This window comes from Kitasatospora sp. NPDC029367, from assembly GCF_055569135.1.
In genome coordinates this window covers 424,647-442,692 of the sequence record NZ_JBVHYH010000001.1, presented here as the reverse complement: position 1 = coordinate 442,692, position 18,046 = coordinate 424,647, and the positions used below count along the sequence as shown (strand labels likewise).

At 72.9% G+C, this 18,046-nt stretch carries 15 protein-coding genes; all 15 read right to left on the bottom strand.

Going from position 1 to position 18,046, the window contains the following annotated elements:
• Positions 1–109 precede the first annotated feature (109 nt).
• The 15 genes from ACZ4W5_RS01980 to ACZ4W5_RS01910 all read right to left on the bottom strand — a co-directional run bounded on the left by ACZ4W5_RS01980 (position 110) and on the right by ACZ4W5_RS01910 (position 17,787).
• Positions 110–1,510: an aspartate aminotransferase family protein gene (locus ACZ4W5_RS01980; RefSeq protein ID WP_360238789.1), complete on the bottom strand. Its 1,401-nt coding sequence runs from the start codon at positions 1,508–1,510 to the stop codon at positions 110–112.
• On the bottom strand, positions 1,500–3,410 hold the full coding sequence (dxs, locus tag ACZ4W5_RS01975) for a 1-deoxy-D-xylulose-5-phosphate synthase (protein WP_465652113.1): 1,911 nt from the start codon (positions 3,408–3,410) through the stop codon (positions 1,500–1,502). Before dxs ends, ACZ4W5_RS01980 begins: the two co-directional genes overlap by 11 nt.
• A 137-nt stretch (positions 3,411–3,547) precedes the next feature.
• Positions 3,548–4,576 carry an adenosyl-hopene transferase HpnH gene (gene hpnH / locus ACZ4W5_RS01970; protein ID WP_360238793.1) on the bottom strand — a complete coding sequence of 343 codons (1,029 nt, stop codon included), beginning with the start codon at positions 4,574–4,576 and terminating at the stop codon, positions 3,548–3,550.
• Positions 4,577–4,578: 2 nt separating this feature from the next.
• Positions 4,579–5,259 carry a 5'-methylthioadenosine/S-adenosylhomocysteine nucleosidase family protein gene (locus ACZ4W5_RS01965; RefSeq protein WP_465652111.1) on the bottom strand — a complete coding sequence of 227 codons (681 nt, stop codon included), beginning with the start codon at positions 5,257–5,259 and terminating at the stop codon, positions 4,579–4,581.
• Positions 5,256–7,337 carry a squalene--hopene cyclase gene (gene shc / locus ACZ4W5_RS01960; RefSeq protein ID WP_402488471.1) on the bottom strand — a complete coding sequence of 694 codons (2,082 nt, stop codon included), beginning with the start codon at positions 7,335–7,337 and terminating at the stop codon, positions 5,256–5,258. Before shc ends, ACZ4W5_RS01965 begins: the two co-directional genes overlap by 4 nt.
• A 7-nt stretch (positions 7,338–7,344) precedes the next feature.
• Entirely contained in the window at positions 7,345–8,433 is a 1,089-nt protein-coding gene (locus ACZ4W5_RS01955; protein ID WP_465652108.1) for a polyprenyl synthetase family protein, read from the bottom strand.
• 191 nt (positions 8,434–8,624) lie between these two features.
• Complete coding sequence (hpnE, locus tag ACZ4W5_RS01950) at positions 8,625–10,067, bottom strand: hydroxysqualene dehydroxylase HpnE (protein WP_465652106.1); 1,443 nt, start codon at positions 10,065–10,067, stop codon at positions 8,625–8,627.
• Between the two features lie 154 nt (positions 10,068–10,221).
• The gene (gene hpnD, locus ACZ4W5_RS01945; protein WP_360238874.1) at positions 10,222–11,079 is read right to left on the bottom strand and encodes a presqualene diphosphate synthase HpnD; all 858 of its coding nucleotides are present in this window, start codon (positions 11,077–11,079) and stop codon (positions 10,222–10,224) included.
• Positions 11,080–11,120: 41 nt separating this feature from the next.
• Entirely contained in the window at positions 11,121–12,068 is a 948-nt protein-coding gene (gene hpnC, locus ACZ4W5_RS01940; RefSeq protein ID WP_465652104.1) for a squalene synthase HpnC, read from the bottom strand.
• Between the two features lie 300 nt (positions 12,069–12,368).
• Positions 12,369–13,178, bottom strand: a complete 810-nt coding sequence (locus ACZ4W5_RS01935) for an ABC transporter ATP-binding protein (protein ID WP_360238801.1) — start codon at positions 13,176–13,178, stop codon at positions 12,369–12,371.
• Complete coding sequence (locus ACZ4W5_RS01930) at positions 13,171–14,112, bottom strand: ABC transporter permease (RefSeq protein WP_360238803.1); 942 nt, start codon at positions 14,110–14,112, stop codon at positions 13,171–13,173. The genes ACZ4W5_RS01935 and ACZ4W5_RS01930 overlap by 8 nt, the downstream gene beginning before the upstream one ends.
• Positions 14,113–14,254: 142 nt before the next feature.
• Complete coding sequence (locus ACZ4W5_RS01925; protein ID WP_360238805.1) at positions 14,255–15,157, bottom strand: glycosyltransferase family 2 protein; 903 nt, start codon at positions 15,155–15,157, stop codon at positions 14,255–14,257.
• Positions 15,154–15,891 (bottom strand): CDP-alcohol phosphatidyltransferase family protein, encoded by a 738-nt coding sequence (locus ACZ4W5_RS01920; RefSeq protein ID WP_360238876.1) that lies wholly within the window; start codon positions 15,889–15,891, stop codon positions 15,154–15,156. The genes ACZ4W5_RS01925 and ACZ4W5_RS01920 overlap by 4 nt, the downstream gene beginning before the upstream one ends.
• 91 nt (positions 15,892–15,982) lie before the next feature.
• Entirely contained in the window at positions 15,983–17,044 is a 1,062-nt protein-coding gene (locus ACZ4W5_RS01915; RefSeq protein WP_360238807.1) for an iron-containing alcohol dehydrogenase family protein, read from the bottom strand.
• Positions 17,032–17,787, bottom strand: coding sequence for a phosphocholine cytidylyltransferase family protein (locus ACZ4W5_RS01910; RefSeq protein WP_402488457.1), 756 nt, complete (start codon positions 17,785–17,787; stop codon positions 17,032–17,034). The genes ACZ4W5_RS01915 and ACZ4W5_RS01910 overlap by 13 nt, the downstream gene beginning before the upstream one ends.
• Positions 17,788–18,046: the final 259 nt, after the last annotated feature.

The window sequence follows — 18,046 nt, the reverse complement described above, 5'->3', positions numbered from 1 at the left end:
TCGCGACGCCGCGGCCGTGGGGGGGGGGGGGGGGGGCGACGACCCCCCCCCCCCCCCCCCCCCCCCCCCCCCGCGCCGCACTACGTGTTGCCGAGCACTCCGCGCCGCACTACCTGTTACCGACCGCCTGCTTCACCAGCGTCCGGCCGAAGTCCCACATCAGGCCGTTCCCCCGGTGGGCCTCGTCCATGATCTCGGTGAACGCGTCGACGAACCGGTCCACGTCCCGGTCGGTGATGATCAGCGGCGGGATCAGTTTGATCACTTCCAGGTGGTCCCCGGACACCTGGGTCAGGATCCGGTGGCGCTGCAGCAGCGGGACGACCACCATCTGCGCGAACAGCCCCTTGCGCGCCGCCTGGAGGGCCGTCCACCCGGTACGCAGCTTCAACGACCTGGGCCGGCCGAACTCGATGCCGATCATCAGCCCCCGGCCACGCACCTCGGCGAGCAGCTCGTACCGGTCGATCAGCGCCGTCAGCCGCTCGCGGAACCGGTCGCCGACCTGCCGGGCGTTCTCCACCACCTTCTCCTCGCGCATCACCTCCAGGGTCGCCAGCCCGGCCGCCATCGCCTGGGCGTTGGACCCGAAGCTCGCCGAGTGCACCAGCACCCGGTCCATCGAGGAGTACACCTTCTCGAAGATCCAGCTCTTGCCGAGCGTGGCCCCGACCGGCACGTACCCGCCGGAGAGCGCCTTGGCCGCGCACACCAGGTCCGGCAGCACGCCCTCCTCGTGCTGGTAGGCGAAGAACTCGCCGGTGCGGCCGATCCCGGTCTGCACCTCGTCGCAGATCAGCAGCGCCTTGTGCTCGTGCAGCAGCGCCTGGGCCGCCCGCAGCCAGCCGGGCGGCGGCGCCTGGACGCCCTTGCCCTGGATCGGCTCGACGATCAGAGCCGCGACGTCCCCGCGCTTCAACTCCTTGGCCAGCGCCCCGATGTCGCCGAGCGGGATGGCGGTGTCCGGCAGCAGCGGGTCGAAGCCCTTGCGGAAGCCGCTCTCCCCGTTGACGGACAGCGAGCCGGTGGTCAACCCGTGGAAGGCGTGGTCGGCGTAGAGGACGCGCCGTCGGCCGGTGGCGTACCGGGCGAACTTCAACGCGGTCTCCACCGCCTCGGTACCGCTGTTGCCGAAGAACACCCGGTCCAGGCCGGGCGCGTACGAGAGCAGCCGCTCGGCCAGCAGCCCGGGCAACGGCGAGCAGTCGAAGCGGACCAGGTCCGGCAGGTCCAGGTCCATCACCTGCTGGACCGCCGAACGCACCGCCGGATGGTGCCGGCCGAGCGCGAAGATGCCGAAGCCGGCCAGCATGTCCAGGTACTCGTTGCCCTCGGCGTCGTAGAAGTACTGGCCCTGCGCGCGCTCGTAGTACTTGTCGAAGCCGATCGTGCGGAGCATCCGCGGCAGCTGCGGGTTGAGGTGGCGGCTGTGCAACTCGTAACGCTCACCGCCGCGTTCGGCGAGGAGGGCGGCGAGGTCGAAGGCGGGGCGGTCGGGGTCAGCCGGCATGGCGCGGGTTCGCTCCTCGGGTCGGTAGCAGGTTCTTGGCGAAGACGGCGGTCTGGGCCGCGACCCCGGTGCCGGTCAGGCCGGCCTCCTCCAGGATCTCGCCGCGGGCGGCGTGGCCGAGGAACTCCTGCGGCAGGCCGAGCACCCGCACCGGGACGTCCACGTCGGCGTCGCGCAGCGCCTGGGCGACGGCCGAACCGACGCCGCCGGTGCGGCCGCCGTCCTCGACGGTGACCACCAGCCGGTGGGCGGCGGCGAGGCCGGCCAGGGCCGGGTCGACCGGCTTGACCCAGCGCGGGTCGACCACGGTCGCGGTGAAGCCCTCGGCGAGCAGCAGCCGGGCGGCGTCCAGGCAGGCGGAGGCGGTGACGCCGACGGCCACCAGCAGGATCTCCGGTGCCGGCCCGGTGCGCAGCAGCACGTCCGTCCCGCCGATCCGTTCGACCGCCTCGACGACCGGCCCGACGTTGCCCTTGGGGAAGCGGACCACGGTCGGCGCGTCCTCGACCTCGACGGCCTCCCGCAGCTGGGCCCGCAACTGCTCGGCGTCGCGCGGCGCGGCCAGCCGCAGCCCGGGGACGACCTGGAGCACCGACAGGTCCCACATGCCGTTGTGCGAGGCGCCGTCCGAACCGGTGACCCCGGAGCGGTCGAGCACGAAGGTGACACCCAGCCGGTGCAGCGCGACGTCCATCAGGACCTGGTCGAAGGCCCGGTTCAGGAAGGTCGCGTAGACCGCCACCACCGGGTGCAGCCCACCGGTGGCCAGCCCCGCCGCGCTGGTGACGGCGTGCTGCTCGGCGATCCCGACGTCGAAGGTCCGGTCCGGGTACGCCTTGGCGAACGGCGCCAGCCCGACCGGCTGGAGCATCGCCGCGGTGATCGCCACCAGGTCGGGCCGCTCGGCGCCGAGCGCGAGCAGTTCCTCGCCGAACACCGAGGTCCAGGAGACCCCGGCGCTGGGCGAGATCGGCAGACAGGTGTACGGGTCGATCGGGTTGACGGCGTGGAAGCGGTCCGCCTCGTCCTGTTCGGCGGGCCGGTAGCCGCGCCCCTTGACGGTCAGGCAGTGCACGATCACCGGGCCGCCGAAGTTCCGGGCCTGCCGCAGCGCCTGCTCGACCGCGCCCAGGTCGTGGCCGTCGATCGGACCGAGGTACTTGAGCCCGAGGTCCTCGAACATGCCCTGCGGGGCGAAGGCGTCCTTGAAGCCCTTCTTGGCGCCGTGCAGCGCGTCGAAGATCGGCTGGCCGACCAGCGGGGTGCGCTGCAGCGCCTCCTTGCCGAGCGCGAGGAAGCGCTCGTAGCCCTGGGTGGTGCGCAGGGTGGCCAGGTGGTGGGCCAGTCCGCCGACGGTCCTGGCGTAGGAGCGCTCGTTGTCGTTGACGACGATGACCAGCGGCCGGTCGCGGGCCTCGGCGATGTTGTTCAGCGCCTCCCAGGCGAGCCCGCCGGTGAGCGCGCCGTCGCCGATCACCGCGACGGTGTGCCGGTCGTGCTGGCCGAGCAGCTGGGCGGCCTTGGCGAGCCCGTCGGCGTAGGAGAGCGCGGTGGAGGCGTGCGAGTTCTCCACCAGGTCGTGCTCGGACTCGGCCCGGGAGGGGTAGCCGGACAGGCCGCCCTTCATCCGCAGCCTGGAGAAGTCCTGCCGGCCGGTGAGCAGCTTGTGGACGTAGCTCTGGTGGCCGGTGTCGAAGACGATCCGGTCGTAGGGCGAGTCGAAGACCCGGTGCAGCGCGATGGTCAGCTCCACCACGCCGAGGTTGGGCCCGAGGTGGCCGCCGGTGCGGGTGACGGCGTCGATCAGGAAGTCTCGGATCTCGTCGGCGAGCAGCGGCAGTTCGGCGGCCGGGAGCTTGCGCAGCTCGGCCGGGGACGTGACGCGGGAGAGCAGTGACATGGGTACACCTCACGACTCGGAGCGGTGCGGTGGTGCCTCCGCCCACCGGGGGCGGGGCCGGCCCGGGCACGACGGCCCGGGCCGGACGGGAGCTCAGGACGCGGGACGGCTGCGGTGCCGGGCGGCCCGGCCCGGGTTCAGCGCCCCCGGTTGGAGCTGACGGTCTCGGTGATGGCGCGCAGCGACTGCTGGAGCGAGCCCATGGTGGCCAGGACGGCGGTCGGCTCGTAGCCGCAGTGGGCCATGCAGTTCTCGCAGCGCGGGTCCTTGCCGCGCCCGTACTTGCTCCAGTCGGTCTTCTCCACCAGCTCGCGGTAGGTGGGCACGTAGCCGTCGGCCATCAGGTAGCAGGGCCGCTGCCAGCCGAACAGCGAGTAGTTGGGGATGCCCCAGGGGGTGCACTCGAAGTCGGCCTTGCCCTCCAGGAAGTCCAGGAAGAGCGGGCTGTGGTTGAGGCGCCACCGCTTGCGGTTGCCGCCGGCGAAGGCTTTGCGGAAGAGCTCCCTGGTCTGCTCGACGCCGAGGAAGTGCTCCTGGTCGGGGGCCTTCTCGTAGGCGTAGGCCGGGGAGATCATCATCTCGTCGACCTTGAGCTCGTCGTTCAGGAAGTCCAGGACGTCGATGACGGTCTGCGGGGTGTCGGTGTTGAAGAAGGTGCTGTTGGTGGTGACCCGGAAGCCGCGCCGCTTGGCCTCCTTGATCGCCGCCACTGCCTCGTCGAAGGTGCCCTCCTTGGCCACCGACTCGTCGTGCCGCTCGCGCAGCCCGTCGATGTGCACGGCGAAGGTGAAGTACGGCGAGGGCTTGAACTTGTCCATCTTCTTGCGCATCAGCAGCGCGTTGGTGCAGAGGAAGACGTACTTGCGGCGCTCCACCAGCTGTCGGACGATCTCGTCGATCTGCGGGTGCATCAGCGGCTCACCGCCGGCGATCGAGACCATCGGGGCACCCGACTCCAGGACCGCGCCGACCGCCTGGGCGACCGGCATCCGCTGCTTGAGCACGCCCGCCGGGTGCTGGATCTTGCCGCAGCCCTCGCAGGCGAGGTTGCAGGCGAACAGCGGTTCCAGCTCGACGATCAGCGGGAACTTGTCCCTTCGCTTGAGCAGCTTCTGCTGCATCAGGTAGGTGCCGACCCGCACGGTCTGGCGCAACGGCATGGCCATGGCTAGCTCGCCTCCTGGGGGAGCGTCGAGGATGTGGGGTGGTTCAGGACTGCGGAGCGGGTGTCGAGCTCCTGCCGGTACCAGTCGACCAGGGCGGGTACCGTCGCCCGCAGGGTCCGCCAGGCGCGCACCCCTGCCGGGAGCGTGCCCGGCCGCAGCAGCTCGTGCTCGGGGGTGTCCACCACCACCCGCAGCACGGCCACCGGCAGCGCCGGGCGCACCTCCCGCAGTGCGGCCAGCACGGCGGCGGCCTCCATGTCGACGGCGAGCGCCCCCTGGACGTGCAGGGCGCGCCGCTCGATGCCGCGCACCACGTGGTCGGCGGTGTGGTGCACCCCGGTGTGCGCGGTCAGGCCGTGTTCCTTGAGCGCCCGGGCCAGCTCCGGCCCGGAGTCGACCGGGTAGAGGTGGCCCTCGGCGTCGCGCACGCCGTCCGCGGCCACCACGTCGCCCGGCGCCACGCCCGGCCCGACCGCGGCACCGAAGCCGGCCACCACGACCGCGCCGTAGCCGCCCGGCGCGGAGCCGAGCAGTCGCCGCACGGCAGTCCCGGCGCGCCGCCGGCCGACCCCGGTGCGCACCAGCACCGGGGGCCCGCCGGCCGAGCCGCGCCAGTCGCCGCCGCGCAGGGCCCACACCTCGGGGCCCAGCGCGCAGAGCACCAGCAGCGGGGCGGTGGTCACCGGTTCGCCCCGATCGCCGGCGTGCCGCCCGGCCGCACCATCCCGGGGCTGCCGTTGAGGTAGCGGCCGAGCGCGGTGACCGGGAAGACCAGCCGGTACAGGTGGTAGTTGATGGAGAAGTCCCACGGGAAGCCGGTGCCGGTGAACTGCGGCTCGTCCCAGGTGCCCTCGGGCAGCTGGGTGCGCACCAGCCACTCGACCCCGCGCTCCACCGCCGGGTTGGCCCGGCCCTGCGGGCCCTCGCCCGCCGCGAGCAGCGCCATCAGCGCCCACGCGGTCTGCGAGGCGGTGGAGTCGCCGCGCCCGGCCCAGCGCGCCGGGTCGTCGTAGGAGCGCATGTCCTCGCCCCAGCCGCCGTCGGCGTTCTGCCGGTCCTCCAGCCAGCGCACCGCCCGGCGGATCGCCGGGTGCTCGTCCGGGACGCCGGCCGCGACCAGGGCGGGCAGCACCGAGCCGGTGCCGTAGATGTAGTTGGTGCCCCAGCGGCCGAACCAGGAGCCGTCCGCCTCCTGGTCGCGCAGCAGCCACTCGATGCCGCGGCGGGTGCGCGGGTCCCGGGCCCGGCCGGTCTCGGCGAGCATCTCCACCACGTGGGCGGTGACGTCCGCGGACGGCGGGTCGACCACCTCGCCGAAGTCGCAGAACGGCAGCTTGTTCGGCAGCAGGCTGGTGTTGTCGACGTCGAAGGCGCCCCAGGCACCGTTCTTGGACTGCATGCCGAGGTTCCACAGCACGCCCCGTTCCACCGCCGCGTCGACCTTGGCCTGGTCGGGGTGGGCGACCCGGCGCAGCGCCAGCACCACCTCGGCGGTGTCGTCGATGTCGGGGTAGGTGTCGTTCTCGAACTCGAAGGCCCAGCCGCCGGCCGGCAGGGTGGGCCGCTGGACGGACCAGTCGCCGCGCTTGCGGATCTCCTCGCCGAGCATCCAGTCGACGGCGGAGACCAGTGCCGGGTGGTCGGCCGGCACCCCGGCGTCGACCAGCGCGATGGTGGCCAGGCAGGTGTCCCAGACCGGGGACTGGCAGGCCTCCATCCAGCGCATGCCGTCCTCGGTGTGCACGGTGAAGCGGTCGAAGGAGGAGAGCCCGGCCTTCATCACCGGGTGCTCCAGCTCGTAGCCCTCCAGGTGCAGGGCGATCAGCGAGTAGACGGCCGGCGGCTGGATGCCGCCCCAGCAGCCGTCGGCCTCCTGCCGTTCGACGATCCAGCGGCAGGCCTGGGCGACGGCGAGCCGTCGCAGCGGCCGGAAGGCCCGGCGGTGGTAGGCGTGCAGCAGCTTGTCGAGGCGCGCGAACAGGCCGTCCCAGCTGGTGGCGGGGGCGAGCGGCCGCTCGGGGTACGGGTGGTCCGGGTCGGTGTGCAGCTCGGTGATCGCGAAGGGGGCCGGACGGACCGGGCGGTGCGAGGAGACCACGGTCAGCGGGACGATGGTCTGCCGGGCCCAGCAGCCGAAGGCGTAGATGTTCAGCGGCAGCCACTTGGGCAGGAAGATGATCTCGGGCGGCATCTCGGGCAGCCGGTCCCAGGGCCACCAGCCGAAGAGCGCGAGCCAGATCCGGGTGAACACCCGGGCGGCCGCGATGCCCCCGGCGGAGCGGACGTAGCGCGCGGCGGCCAGCATGTGCGGGGCCTCCGGGTCGTCGCCGGCGAGCTTGAGGGCGACGTAGGCCTCGACGGTGGTGGAGAGTTCGGGCGGTCCGCCGTGGAAGGTGGCCCAGGTGCCGTCCTCCCGCTGCTGGGAGCGGATCCACTCGGCGGTGGCCCGGGTCTGCTCCTCCGTCCTGATGCCCAGGAACTGGCGGAGCAGCAGGTCCTCGGCGTCCATGGTGACGTTGGTCTCCAGGTCGCCCTTCCACCAGCCCTCGGAGGACTGCAGCGAGAGCAGGTGGGTGGTGGCGCGCGCGAGGGCCTCGCGCACGTCGCCGGGCTGCCGGTCCGCCTCACCGGCCGGCCGGGGCCGGTCGGTGTCCTCGGGCTGCCACCGCCCCGCGCCCAGCAGGGTCGGGGGGCGGTCGCCCACCGCGACCGGCTCGGAATCGTACTCAGGGTCGAGCCGGCCGTCCGCGGTTGCTGTCAACGTAACGTCACCTCTCTCGTACCACCACGAATTCGGCGAGTGCGACGAAGTGCTCGCGCACCTCGTCGGACATGGGCACCTCGTCCAGGGCGGCGAGGGCAGTCGTGTGCTGGCGGCGGGCCTCCTCCTGGGTCCAGGCCCGGCCGCCGGCCGCCTCGATCAGCGCGGCCCGGGCGGCGAGCTCGGGCTCGCCCTCCTCGCCCCGGCCCTTCGGGTCCGCGAGCTGCTCGGCCAGCCGGCGCGAGGCGGCGCCGCCCTCGGCGAGCGCGGCGGCGACCGGCAGCGACTTCTTGCGCTGGCGCAGGTCGCCCCAGTGCGGCTTGCCGGTGACCTCGGTCGCGCCCCAGATGCCGAGCAGGTCGTCCACCGCCTGGAAGGCCAGGCCCAGGTGGTAGCCGTAGCGCTGGAGGGCGTCGGAGACCTCGTCGTCGGCCCCGGCCAGGACGGCGCCGATCGCCGAGGCGGCGGCCAGCAGGGCCGCCGTCTTGCCGCCCTCCATCTCCAGGCACTCGGCGACGGTGACGCTGTCGCGCTGTTCGAAGGCGACGTCCATGGCCTGGCCGTCGATGAGTCTGCGGGTCGCGGTGGTGAGCAGCCGGACGGCGCGCGCGGCGTCGGCGGGGCTCGCGCCACCGGTCACCCCGGCGTCGAGCAGCACCTCCGTGCCGAGCGTCGCCAGGGCGTCGCCGACCAGGATCGCCTGGGCCGGGCCGAAGACCGTCCAGGCGGTGGCCCGGTGCCGCCGGGTCTCGTCACCGTCCATCAGATCATCATGGAGCAGGGAGAAGTTGTGCACCAGTTCAACGGCCACTCCGCCGGGCACCCCGACCTCGGGCGCCGCACCGGCCGCCCGGGCGGACAGCAGGGCCAGCGCGGGGCGCACGGCCTTGCCGCCGTCGCCCTCCACCGGGGTGCCGTCCCGGTCGATCCAGCCGAAGTGGTAGGCGGCGACGGTGTCCATCGGTGCGGCCAGACGGGCGACGGTGGCCCGGAGCGGCGGGGCGCAGAGCGTCCGGCTGCGGGCCAGCAGCTCCGGCACCGAGACCGGTTCGGCGTGCGCCGTGCCTCCGACGGCGATGCCGGTGCGTGACTCCACGTGCGTTCCCTCTCCCTCGTGGTGCCGGACCGCACGGGGCGGCCGGGTACTGTCGGTGCGGCTGGTGTCGAAGCTGGCGGTGTCGAGGCGGGCGGTGCCGCGGCGATCGGTGTCGGTGCGGCCGATGGAGCCGATGGGGCCGACGGTACGCCCGTCGGCTCTGGCGGGCTCTCCGGCGGTGGGCCCCGCCGTCACCTGGGCCACCGCCCGTCGCCCCGGTCCACCGGCACCCTGGCACCGGCCGCGGCGAGCACCGCGTCCGCGGCGGCGTGGCCGCTGCGCACCGCGCCCTCCATGGTCGCGGGCCAGCCGGTGGCGGTCCACGCACCCGCCAGCAGCAGGCCGGGGACGCCGGTCACGGCCCCGGGCCGCAGCGCGGCACTGCCGGGCGCCCCGTCGAAGGTCGCGGTGCGCTCCCGGGTGACGAAGAAGTCCAGCACCTCGGCGTCGGCGGCGGCCGGCAGCAGCCGGGCCAGCTCGGGCAGGTAGCGGTCGCGCAGTTCGGCGACCGGCAGGTCGATCTCGTCCTGGACGGCCGACTGGGACAGCGCCAGGTACTGGGCGCCGGGGTGGGCGCGTCCGATCGGGGTACCGGCCAGGCCGGAGTGGGTGGTGCGGTCGAAGACCCACTGGACCGGGCTGTCGAGCGCGGCGAAGAACGGCCGGCGCAGCACCTTGCGGTCGTAGACCACGTGCACGTTGAGGATCGGCGTGGTGCCGAGGTCCTCCAGCCGGTGGGGGACGGCGCCCGGCGGCAGCAGGGCGGCGGCGGTGTCCTGGGCGCCGGCCAGCACCACGGTGTCGGCGGTGAGCAGCTCGCCGTCCCCCGGTCGGCCGCCCTCCAGCCGGAGGGCGTGCTGGGGCGCGGCCGGCTTGAGCTCCGCGACGCGGGCGCGCAGCAGCACCCGCACGCCGGCGCGTTCCAGCTCCGCGAGCGCCCGGTCGTGGTGGATCACGCCGAGCGGGACGGCGGCGATGCCGATGTCGGACGCCCCCGGGTCGGAGAGCAGCCCGGTCTTGAAGACCATCGCGGCGAGCGCCAGGGACACCTGGTCGGCCCGGGCGTTCAGGGTGGCGACGCCGACCAGGTCCCAGAGCGCGGCCGTGGTGGCGGCGTTCTGCCCGTTGCGGCGCAGCCACTCGCCGAAGGAGAGCCCGTCCAGCGCCGGGTCGGCGAGGTCCAGGCCCTTGAGGGCGAGCGCGCCGCGGACCACCCGGGCGCGGTCGGCCGGGGACAGGTGCGGGTAGCGGGCCAGGCTGCCGGCCAGGTGCAGCGGGACGGGCAGACCGGCCCGCCGCAGTCGGCCGAGGGTGCGCATCGGGGCCCCGGCAGAGCCGGTGACGGAGAGCACCGGGACGTCCAGCCGGTCCTGGAGGTGGGTCATCCGGGTGGCGCCCAGGCGCTCCAGCAGCCCGCGGTAGGCGGTGCAGCAGCGCAGGAAGACGTGCTGGCCGTTGTCGACGATCAGGTCGCCGCGCTGGAAGGAGAAGGCCAGGCCGCCGAGCCGGGGACGCCCTTCGGCGAGGGTGACCCGGTGACCGGCCTCGGCCAGCCGCAGGGCGGTGGTGATCCCGGCCAGGCCGCCGCCGACCACGACGGCAGCCGGGCGCGCGGCATCGGCTCGCCCGGTCATCGGCCCTCCCCCTCGCAGTCGCCGGACCGCCCGGCGACAGTCGCTGTCGCCGGCGCGCTCACGGCCGGCACCGTCGTGGACGGCACCGTGGTCAACACGGCGCCACCCTGATGTGATTCCCCGCTGACACAGCGTGACAGAACCGTGGCGAGAATCAAGAACGCCCCCCGGCGAGCCCGGAAAGCGCCACGTACGCCTTCTCCCAGCCCGGGAGCGACACCCGGCCGCGCAGCACCGACTCCGGATCGGCGGCGATCCGGCCGAGCAGCCGGTGGTAGATCCCGGCCATCGCGGCGGTGCAGGCGCGGCTGCGGCGGTCGAGCAGGGGCAGCAGCCGCAGGCCCTCCTCGAAGGCGGCCTGGGCCCGGGCGGCCTCGAAGGCCACCAGCCCGGTGAAGTCGGCGCCGACCGGCGGCCTGGGCAGCGCGAAGCCCTGCTCGCAGCCGAACCGGACCAGGTCCTCGGTGGGCAGGTAGGTGCGGCCGGTCAGGGCGTCCTCGCGCAGGTCGCGCAGGATGTTGGTGAGCTGCAGGGCCAGGCCCAGGGTGTCCGCGTACTGCGCCCCGCGCTCCGGGTCCTCGCAGCCGTAGACGCCCAGCGAGAGCCGGCCGATGGCGCCGGCCACGCAGCGACAGTAGACCTTGAGCTCCTCGTAGGTCTGGTACTCGGCGCCCTTGAGGTCCATCTCCACGCCGTCGATCAGCTCGTCGAAGCCGCCGAGCGGGATCGGGAAGCGCCGGGCCGCGTCGGCCAGGGCGACCTTGATCGGGTCGGTGTCGTCCTCGGCGACCGCCCCGGAGCGGACCTCGTCCACCAGCTCCCGGGTGCGCACCAGGGCCTCGGCCTTGCGGTCGGCCGGGAGGTCGCCGTCGCCGATGTCGTCCACCCGGCGGGCCAGCGCGTACAGGGCCGACATGGCCAGTCGCTTGGGCTCGGGCAGCAGGCGGATGCCGTAGCTGAAGTTGCGTGCCTGCAGTCCGGTGACTGCCTCGCAGTACCGGTACGCCGCCATGACCGGGGCCGACGCCAGTGGTGATGCCGCCACTCGGGCGTTCACCTTCCCTTCGCGAAGATGGCCGCCGCCTTCGCTGCGAGGCGGCGCTTGTCCGGCTTCGCCTGCCGGGCGAGCACGTCGTACCCGGCGTCCTCGACGGCCGCCAGGGCCGCGTAGCCGCCTGCGGTGAATCCCGCCAGGAGCAGTCGAAGCCTCCCCCGAACCGTACCTACCAATGGTGCGCCGCGGTCGAGCAGGGTGCGGGCCCGTTCGACCTCGAAGGCGATCAGTTCCCGGACCGCACCGGTCGCGGTGGGCTCGGCGAGCTCCTCCTCGGTGACGCCGAAGCGTTCCAGGTCCTCGGTGGGGAGGTAGATCCGGCCGTGGGAGAGGTCCTCGGCCACGTCCTGGAGGTGTTCGACCAGTTGGAGGGCGGTGCAGACGGCGTCCGAGAGGGCGATCCGCTCGGGGGTGGAGACGCCCGCGATGGACAGCACCAAGCGGCCGACCGGGTCGGCGGAGAGCGTGCAGTAGCCGACCAGGTCGTCGTAGGTGGCGTAGCGGGCGGTGGTCTGGTCCACCCGGTTGGCCTCGATCAGACGGCGGAACGGCTCGGGCGTCAGGCCGTGCCGGTCGACCAGCGGGACGAGGGGGCCCAGCAGCGGGTGCCGGGGCGGCTCGGCGCCGGCGGGGCGCAGCGCGGTCTCGAACACCCGGTCGAGGTCGCGCTCCAGTCCGTCGAGCAGCGCGAGCCGGAAGGAGACCTCCGCCGGGCTCGGCGGGCCGGGCTGGGCCGAAGGAGTGACGGGGGGCCGTTGCTCGATCCCGAGCAGGGCCGCGGTGGCGGCCGGATCGGCCAGGTCGCCGTCGCCGGCGTCGTCGACCAGCCGGGCGAAGCCGTAGACCGTCATCAGGTCACCGCGCCAGGCCGCGGGCAGGAAGAAGGGGGCGACCGGGAAGTTCTCCGCACCCGCCTTCTCCAGGGTCTGTCCCGTGGAAGGGTTCACCGGCGTATCTCTGGGCTGGGCCGAAGCCGACACTGCAGTCACTCCCCCGTTCTACACCGCTCGGTACCACCGGTCCGACTCGGACACGCGTCCGAGCGCGGGCGTCACGCAAGGCACACCGCCCCCGCGCCCCCAGCCTGACACCACGCGCCGCGCCCGAGAAGAGCGCCCCGCCCGGCGCACGGTGGCGCTCACCCCCGCGGCGGCGGGCCACCCGGGGGAGCGGCGCACGCCGAAGGGCCGGCCCCGGAGTGTTCCGGGGCCGGCCCTTCGGTGCCAGGCGCTGCGGCGGCGGGGGCGTTACGGGCGCTCGCCGCGCTCGTACCGGCCGACGACCTCCTCGGTCGGACCGTCCATGACCAGCTCGCCGGCCTCGATCCAGATGGTCCGCTCGCAGACCTCGCGGATCGAGTTGTTGTCGTGGCTGACCAGGAAGACCGTACCGGCCGAGCCGCGCAGCTCGTCGATGCGCTTCTTGCTGCGCTGCTGGAAGGCCTGGTCACCGGTGGCCAGCGCCTCGTCGATCAGCAGCACGTCGTGGGTCTTGGCGGCGGCGATCGAGAAGCGCAGCCGGGCGCCCATGCCGGAGGAGTAGGTGCGCATCGGCAGGGAGATGAAGTCGCCCTTGTCGTTGATCCCGGAGAACTCGACGATGTCCTGGTAGCGCGCCCGCACGTCGGCCGGGGACATCCCCATCGCCAGGCAGCCCAGGACGACGTTGCGCTCACCGGTGAGCTCGTTCATCAGGGCCGCGTTGACGCCCAGCAGCGAGGGCTGGCCGTTGGTGTAGATGCCGCCCTTCTCGGTCGGCAGCAGGCCAGCGATGGCGGCCAGCATGGTCGACTTGCCGGAGCCGTTGGAGCCGATCAGGCCGACCGCCTCGCCCTTGTACGCGGTGAAGCTGATGCCCTTGACCGCGTGCACCTCGCGCACGCCGGCGGCGCGCTTGCGGCTGATGATGCGGCTCAGCGCCGAGGTGGCGCTGCCCTTGCCGGAGCCGGCGCCGTGCACCCGGTAGACGATGTGCACGTCGTCGACGACGACGGTGGGCTCGCGGGCCACGCTCGTGGCCGGGACGGCGTCGCGCTTGCTCAGGTCGGTGTCAGCCACGGCCGTACTCCTCCTCGGCCTTCCAGAAGAAGACGTATCCGATGACGAACATCCCGACCGCCCAGGCGATGCCGTACGTCCACTGGTGCGGCGGCAGCGACTGGTGCGCGGGCTGGTGCTTGTTGTAGATGATCGGCGCGAAGGCGTGCCGGAGCAGGTCCATGTAGACCGAGGCCGGGTTGATGTTGCAGATCACCTGGATGTAGTGCGGCCACTTGTGGACCCGGTCCTGGATGCTGAACATCACGCCGGACAGGAACATCCAGGCCCGCATCACGAACGGGATCAGCTGGGAGATGTCACTGGTCTTGGCGCCGATCCGGGCGAAGATCAGCGAGACGCCGGTGTTGAACAGCGTCTGCAGGAGCAGCGCCGGGATGATCAGCAGCCAGGTCTTGCCCGGGGTGATGCCGGCGGCCAGCACGGTGACCACCAGCACGACCGTCGAGATCAGCAGCTGCTGGAGCTGGATCACGGTGAAGGCGATCGGCAGGCTGGCGCGCGGGAAGTGCAGGGCGCGGATCAGGCCGAGGTTGTCGGAGATCGCCCGGGTGCCGGACTGCACCGCGTTCTGGGTGAACTGGAAGATGAAGACGCCGATGCACAGCCAGGCGATGTAGGTGTGCGGCGGGAAGCCGTCCTTGTTCTCCAGGATGACGCCGAAGACCAGGTAGAACACGCCGCAGTTGAGCAGCGGGGTCACGACCTGCCACAGCTGGCCCAGCTTGGCGTCGGTGTACTGGGCCACCAGGCGGGCGGTGGCGAAGGCCCAGATGAAGTGGCGCCGGGCCCAGAGCTGCTTGGTGTAGGCGAGCAGCCCGGGCCGGGCACCGCTCACCGACAGGCCGTACTTGTCCGCAAGCTGCTTGGGGGTCAGGCCCGCGTCCGCCCCCCTCGGGGCTGAGAGGCTGACGGGTTCACTCACTGTCGACACATTCGTCCTTCGCGCGGGATCTGTCGGGGCGGCCGGTCGGCGGGGGTCCGCCGGCCTTGCGCCGATGGGGATCCACTGGGATCACGGGGGGATTCCGGCCGGCGTGTGGTCACCGGCCGTGGCGATCGATCACCTGATCCAATCAGATGATCGGAGGACGTCCCATCCTGGTCAGTCGCCAGACGGTACGCCATCGCATGGGCTTGCGCGGACCGCAGGGTTCGCGGAAACCCGCCCGGAATCCGCTCAGCCAGGCCCTCAACCCCTCCGCGGAGGGACGTCGGGCCAGGGTCAGCAGAAACCAGGTTCCCAGATAGAGAGGCACCAACGGGGCCGGAAGGTTCCGCCTCGCGAGCCAGACCCTGTTACGGGCCACGTTGTGGAAGTAGGCGGCGTGCCGGGCCGGCGAGGTCGCGGGGTGGTGCAGCACCACGTCCGCCCGGTAGTCGATGGCCCAGCCGGCGTCCAGGGCGCGCCACGCGAGGTCGGTCTCCTCGTGGGCGTAGAAGAACTCGGCCGGCAGCTGCCCGGCCTGCTCGAACACCTTGCAGCGCACGGCGCTCGCACCGCCCAGGAAGGTGGTCACCCGGGAGGAGCGCATCGGGTCGCTGGCGCGCAGCCGGGGGACGTGCCGGCGCTGGGTGACGCCGGTGTCCGGGTCCTCGATCCGGAAGGACACGATGCCCAGCTCCGGGTCGGCGGTGAAGGCCTCGCGCAGCAGGCGGGCGGAGTCGGTGCGCGGCAGCAGGCCGTCGTCGTCCAGGAAGAGGACGGCGTCCACCTCCCGGCCGTCCGGCCCGAACAGCTCGATGCCCACGTTGCGCCCGCCCGGGATGCCCAGGTTCTCCGGCAGCTCGACGGTGCGCACACCGGCCGGCAGCGGGGGCAGCTTCGCGCCCTGGCCGACCACGGCGAACTCGACCTCCGGGCCCTCCTGGGCACGGACGGACTCGATCAGGGCGTTGAGCTCGGCGGGCCGGTTGCCCATGGTGATGATCACGACGCCGAGGCGGAAGTCCTCCGCGGTGGTGGTGGAGGTGGTCATCGGAGCCTGCTCGAGAGGACGATGCTCAGCAGGTGCAGCACGGTCTGCAGCATGGCGATCGCCGCCAGCACCACGACCGCGATCCGGGTGAAGAACAGTCCGCCGTGCACGGCGTCGGCGATCCCGGCCGCCAGGATGAACAGCGAGGCCTCGACCGCGCCGACCAGGCGGTGGAACTTGAGCAGCGAGGCGGCCCGGCGGGCCTTGGCCACCGAGGCGGACCGCGGCACCGAGGCGCTGTCCTCGACGGCCGTCAGGCCGCTGCGGGCCCGGGCCACGTCCACCAGGTCCGTCTCGGACTTGATCAGGATCGCGCCGAGCGCGGCCAGCGTGCCCAGGAACGCCCACTCCCAGTGCGAGCCGCCGCCCTCGCGGTGCAGCAGGTCGGTGGCGCGCAGGCCGAGGCCGGTCAGCAGGGCCGCCTCGGACATGTAGTGCCCGACCCGGTCCAGGTAGACGCCGGTGAGCGAGGTCTGCCGGCGCCAGCGGGCCACCTCGCCGTCCACGCAGTCCAGCAGCAGGTAGACCTGGATCAGCAGGGCGCCCAGGACGGCGCCGGTGATGCCCGGCACGACCAGGGCGGCGCCGGCCAGGATGCCGGTGAACATCATCAGGTAGGTCAGGCCGTTGGGCGTGATCGCCGTCATGGTGGACAGCACGCGGGTGATCCGCAACGAGATCTTCCGCATGTAGAGGCGCCCGGCCCAGTGCTCGGCGCTGCGGCGCTGGAGCATGCCCTCCGGGTGGATCACCGCCCGCAGCTCCTCGATCGAGGGCCGGCGGGTCAGGTCCACCGGGGGCCGCTCGGCGCCCGCGGTGGAGGGGTCAGCTGTTGACGGCTTGGACATAGTCGGCGTACGCGTCCCTGATTGCGGAAGGGGAGAGGTCGAGGTGTTCCAGGATGGTGTAGCGGCCCGGGCGGGTGTTCGGAGCGTAGTGCACCGCCTCGGTGAACTCCGTTTCGGTGAAACCCATCTGAGCCGCGGTCACCGGCAGCCCGTGGCTCCTCAGTCGCTCCACGATCAGACCGGTCAGCTCGCGCTCGCCCCGCAGGAAGCTGGCGAACGCCGCGCCGAGGCCGACCTGTTCGCCGTGCTGGGCGGAGCGCTTGGGGTACATCACGTCCAGGGCATGGCAGATCTCGTGGCAGGCACCCGAGGAGGGCCGGGAACTGCCCGCGATGTTCATCGCGATGCCGGACAGTACCAGGGCTTCCGCGAGGGCCGTCAGGAGGTCCTGGTCCTGAGTGCTTCCTGGGTGCCGCAGCAGGTTCTCGCCCGCCGAGCGGGCCATCGCGACGGCCAGTCCGTCCACCGGTTCGCCGGTGACGGCGTGCGACAACTCCCAGTCCGCGCAGGCCGAGATGTTGGAGACGACGTCCCCGATGCCGGCCGCCACGAAGCGCTGCGGGGCCTGCCGGATCACGTCCAGGTCGACGATGATGCCGATCGGGCTGGGGACCCCGTAGGAGCCCCGGCCGGCATCGTTGTCGAGGGTGGAGACCGGGGAGCAGATGCCGTCGTGCGCGAGGTTGGTGGCCACCGCGACCACCGGCAGGCCGACCCGGGCGGCGGCGTACTTGGCGGCGTCGATGATCTTGCCGCCGCCGAGGCCGACGACCGCGTCGTAGTGCTTGCCGCGCATCTCCTCGGCGAAGCGCACCGCGCTGTCGAGGCTGCCGTCGTCCACGTTGTACCAGTCGGCGCCGGGCAGGGCCGGCTCCAGGCGCTCGCGCATCGCGGCGCCGGAGCCGTTGCTGATCGCCACCGCGATCCGGCCCGAGGCCGACAGCCTCTGGTCCGCGAGGATGCCGCCGAGCGCGTCCAGCGCGCCCGGGCGGATCTCCGCGAACAGCGGCGACGGGACCAGTCGGGTCAGTACTGGCACGCGATCTCCCGGGCCTTCGCCAGGTCGTCGTGGTTGTCGACCTCGACCCAGGACACCTCGCCGATCGGCTGCACGTCGATCCGCAGGCCCCGGTCGACCATCTCCTGGTAGCCGTCCTCGTAGTACAGCTGGGGGTCGCGCTCGTAGGTGGCGCGCAGTGCGTCGGTCAGGTCGGCGGCCGCGGCCGGGTTGATCACGGTGACGCCGATGTACTCGCCGGTCGCCTCGGCCGGGTCCATCAGCTTGGTGATGCGGCGCATGCCGGCGGCCGGGTCGACGACGACCTTCATCTCCTCGTCGGCGAGCTTCTTCACCGTGTCCAGGGCAAGCAGGATGCCGGGGGCCCGGCCCTCCTCGACGAGGCGCTGGTTGCCCTCCAGCATGGTGCGCTGGACGGAGGCCGGGTGGACGGTGTCGCCGTTGGCCAGCAGCAGGCCCTCGGCGAACAGCTCGCGGGCGCACCAGAGCGAGTAGGCGTTGTTCCACTCCTCCGCCTTGTCGTTCTCGACCAGGTGGAGCTTGACCCCGTACTTGCTCTCCAGGGCGTCCTTGCGGTCGTACACCGCCTCCTTGCGGTAGCCGACGACGATCGCCGCCTCGCGCAGTCCGACCTCGGCGAAGTTGCCCAGGGTGAGGTCCAGGACGGTCCGCTCCCCGTCGACCGGCACCAGCGCCTTGGGCAGGGTGTCGGTGTACGGGCGCAGCCGGCGGCCGGCGCCGGCTGCCAGAACGAGGCCGATCATGCGGGGTCTCCTGATCCGTGGTGCGTCGTGCGGTCCGCGCGGGGATGTGCCGACGGGCCCGGCGGCGCTGTTGCCGGTCGGGACGGCGTACGGCCGGGCCCTGCGGCGGCGCGCCGGACCGGCACAGATCCGGGCAGCGTGTCGTAAGCGATGGTAGGCGACCCGGGCGACGCGCCCGAACGGGACCGGAGGCGCCGAGGTGACGACACGGTGGAGGTGCGGTGATCGAACAGAATGGGAACGGATACCGAACTGGTCT

Excerpts from the sequence above, each read along its gene's own strand:
- hpnE (WP_465652106.1), bottom strand. The coding sequence starts at position 10,067 with ATGACCGGGCGAGCCGATGCCGCGCGCCCGGCTGCCGTCGTGGTCGGC.
- ACZ4W5_RS01920 (WP_360238876.1), bottom strand. The coding sequence starts at position 15,891 with ATGCTCCAGCGCCGCAGCGCCGAGCACTGGGCCGGGCGCCTCTACATG.
- hpnD (WP_360238874.1), bottom strand. The coding sequence starts at position 11,079 with ATGGCGGCGTACCGGTACTGCGAGGCAGTCACCGGACTGCAGGCACGC.
- ACZ4W5_RS01980 (WP_360238789.1), bottom strand. The coding sequence starts at position 1,510 with ATGCCGGCTGACCCCGACCGCCCCGCCTTCGACCTCGCCGCCCTCCTC.
- ACZ4W5_RS01910 (WP_402488457.1), bottom strand. The coding sequence starts at position 17,787 with ATGATCGGCCTCGTTCTGGCAGCCGGCGCCGGCCGCCGGCTGCGCCCG.
- hpnH (WP_360238793.1), bottom strand. The coding sequence starts at position 4,576 with ATGGCCATGCCGTTGCGCCAGACCGTGCGGGTCGGCACCTACCTGATG.
- dxs (WP_465652113.1), bottom strand. The coding sequence starts at position 3,410 with ATGTCACTGCTCTCCCGCGTCACGTCCCCGGCCGAGCTGCGCAAGCTC.
- ACZ4W5_RS01925 (WP_360238805.1), bottom strand. The coding sequence starts at position 15,157 with ATGACCACCTCCACCACCACCGCGGAGGACTTCCGCCTCGGCGTCGTG.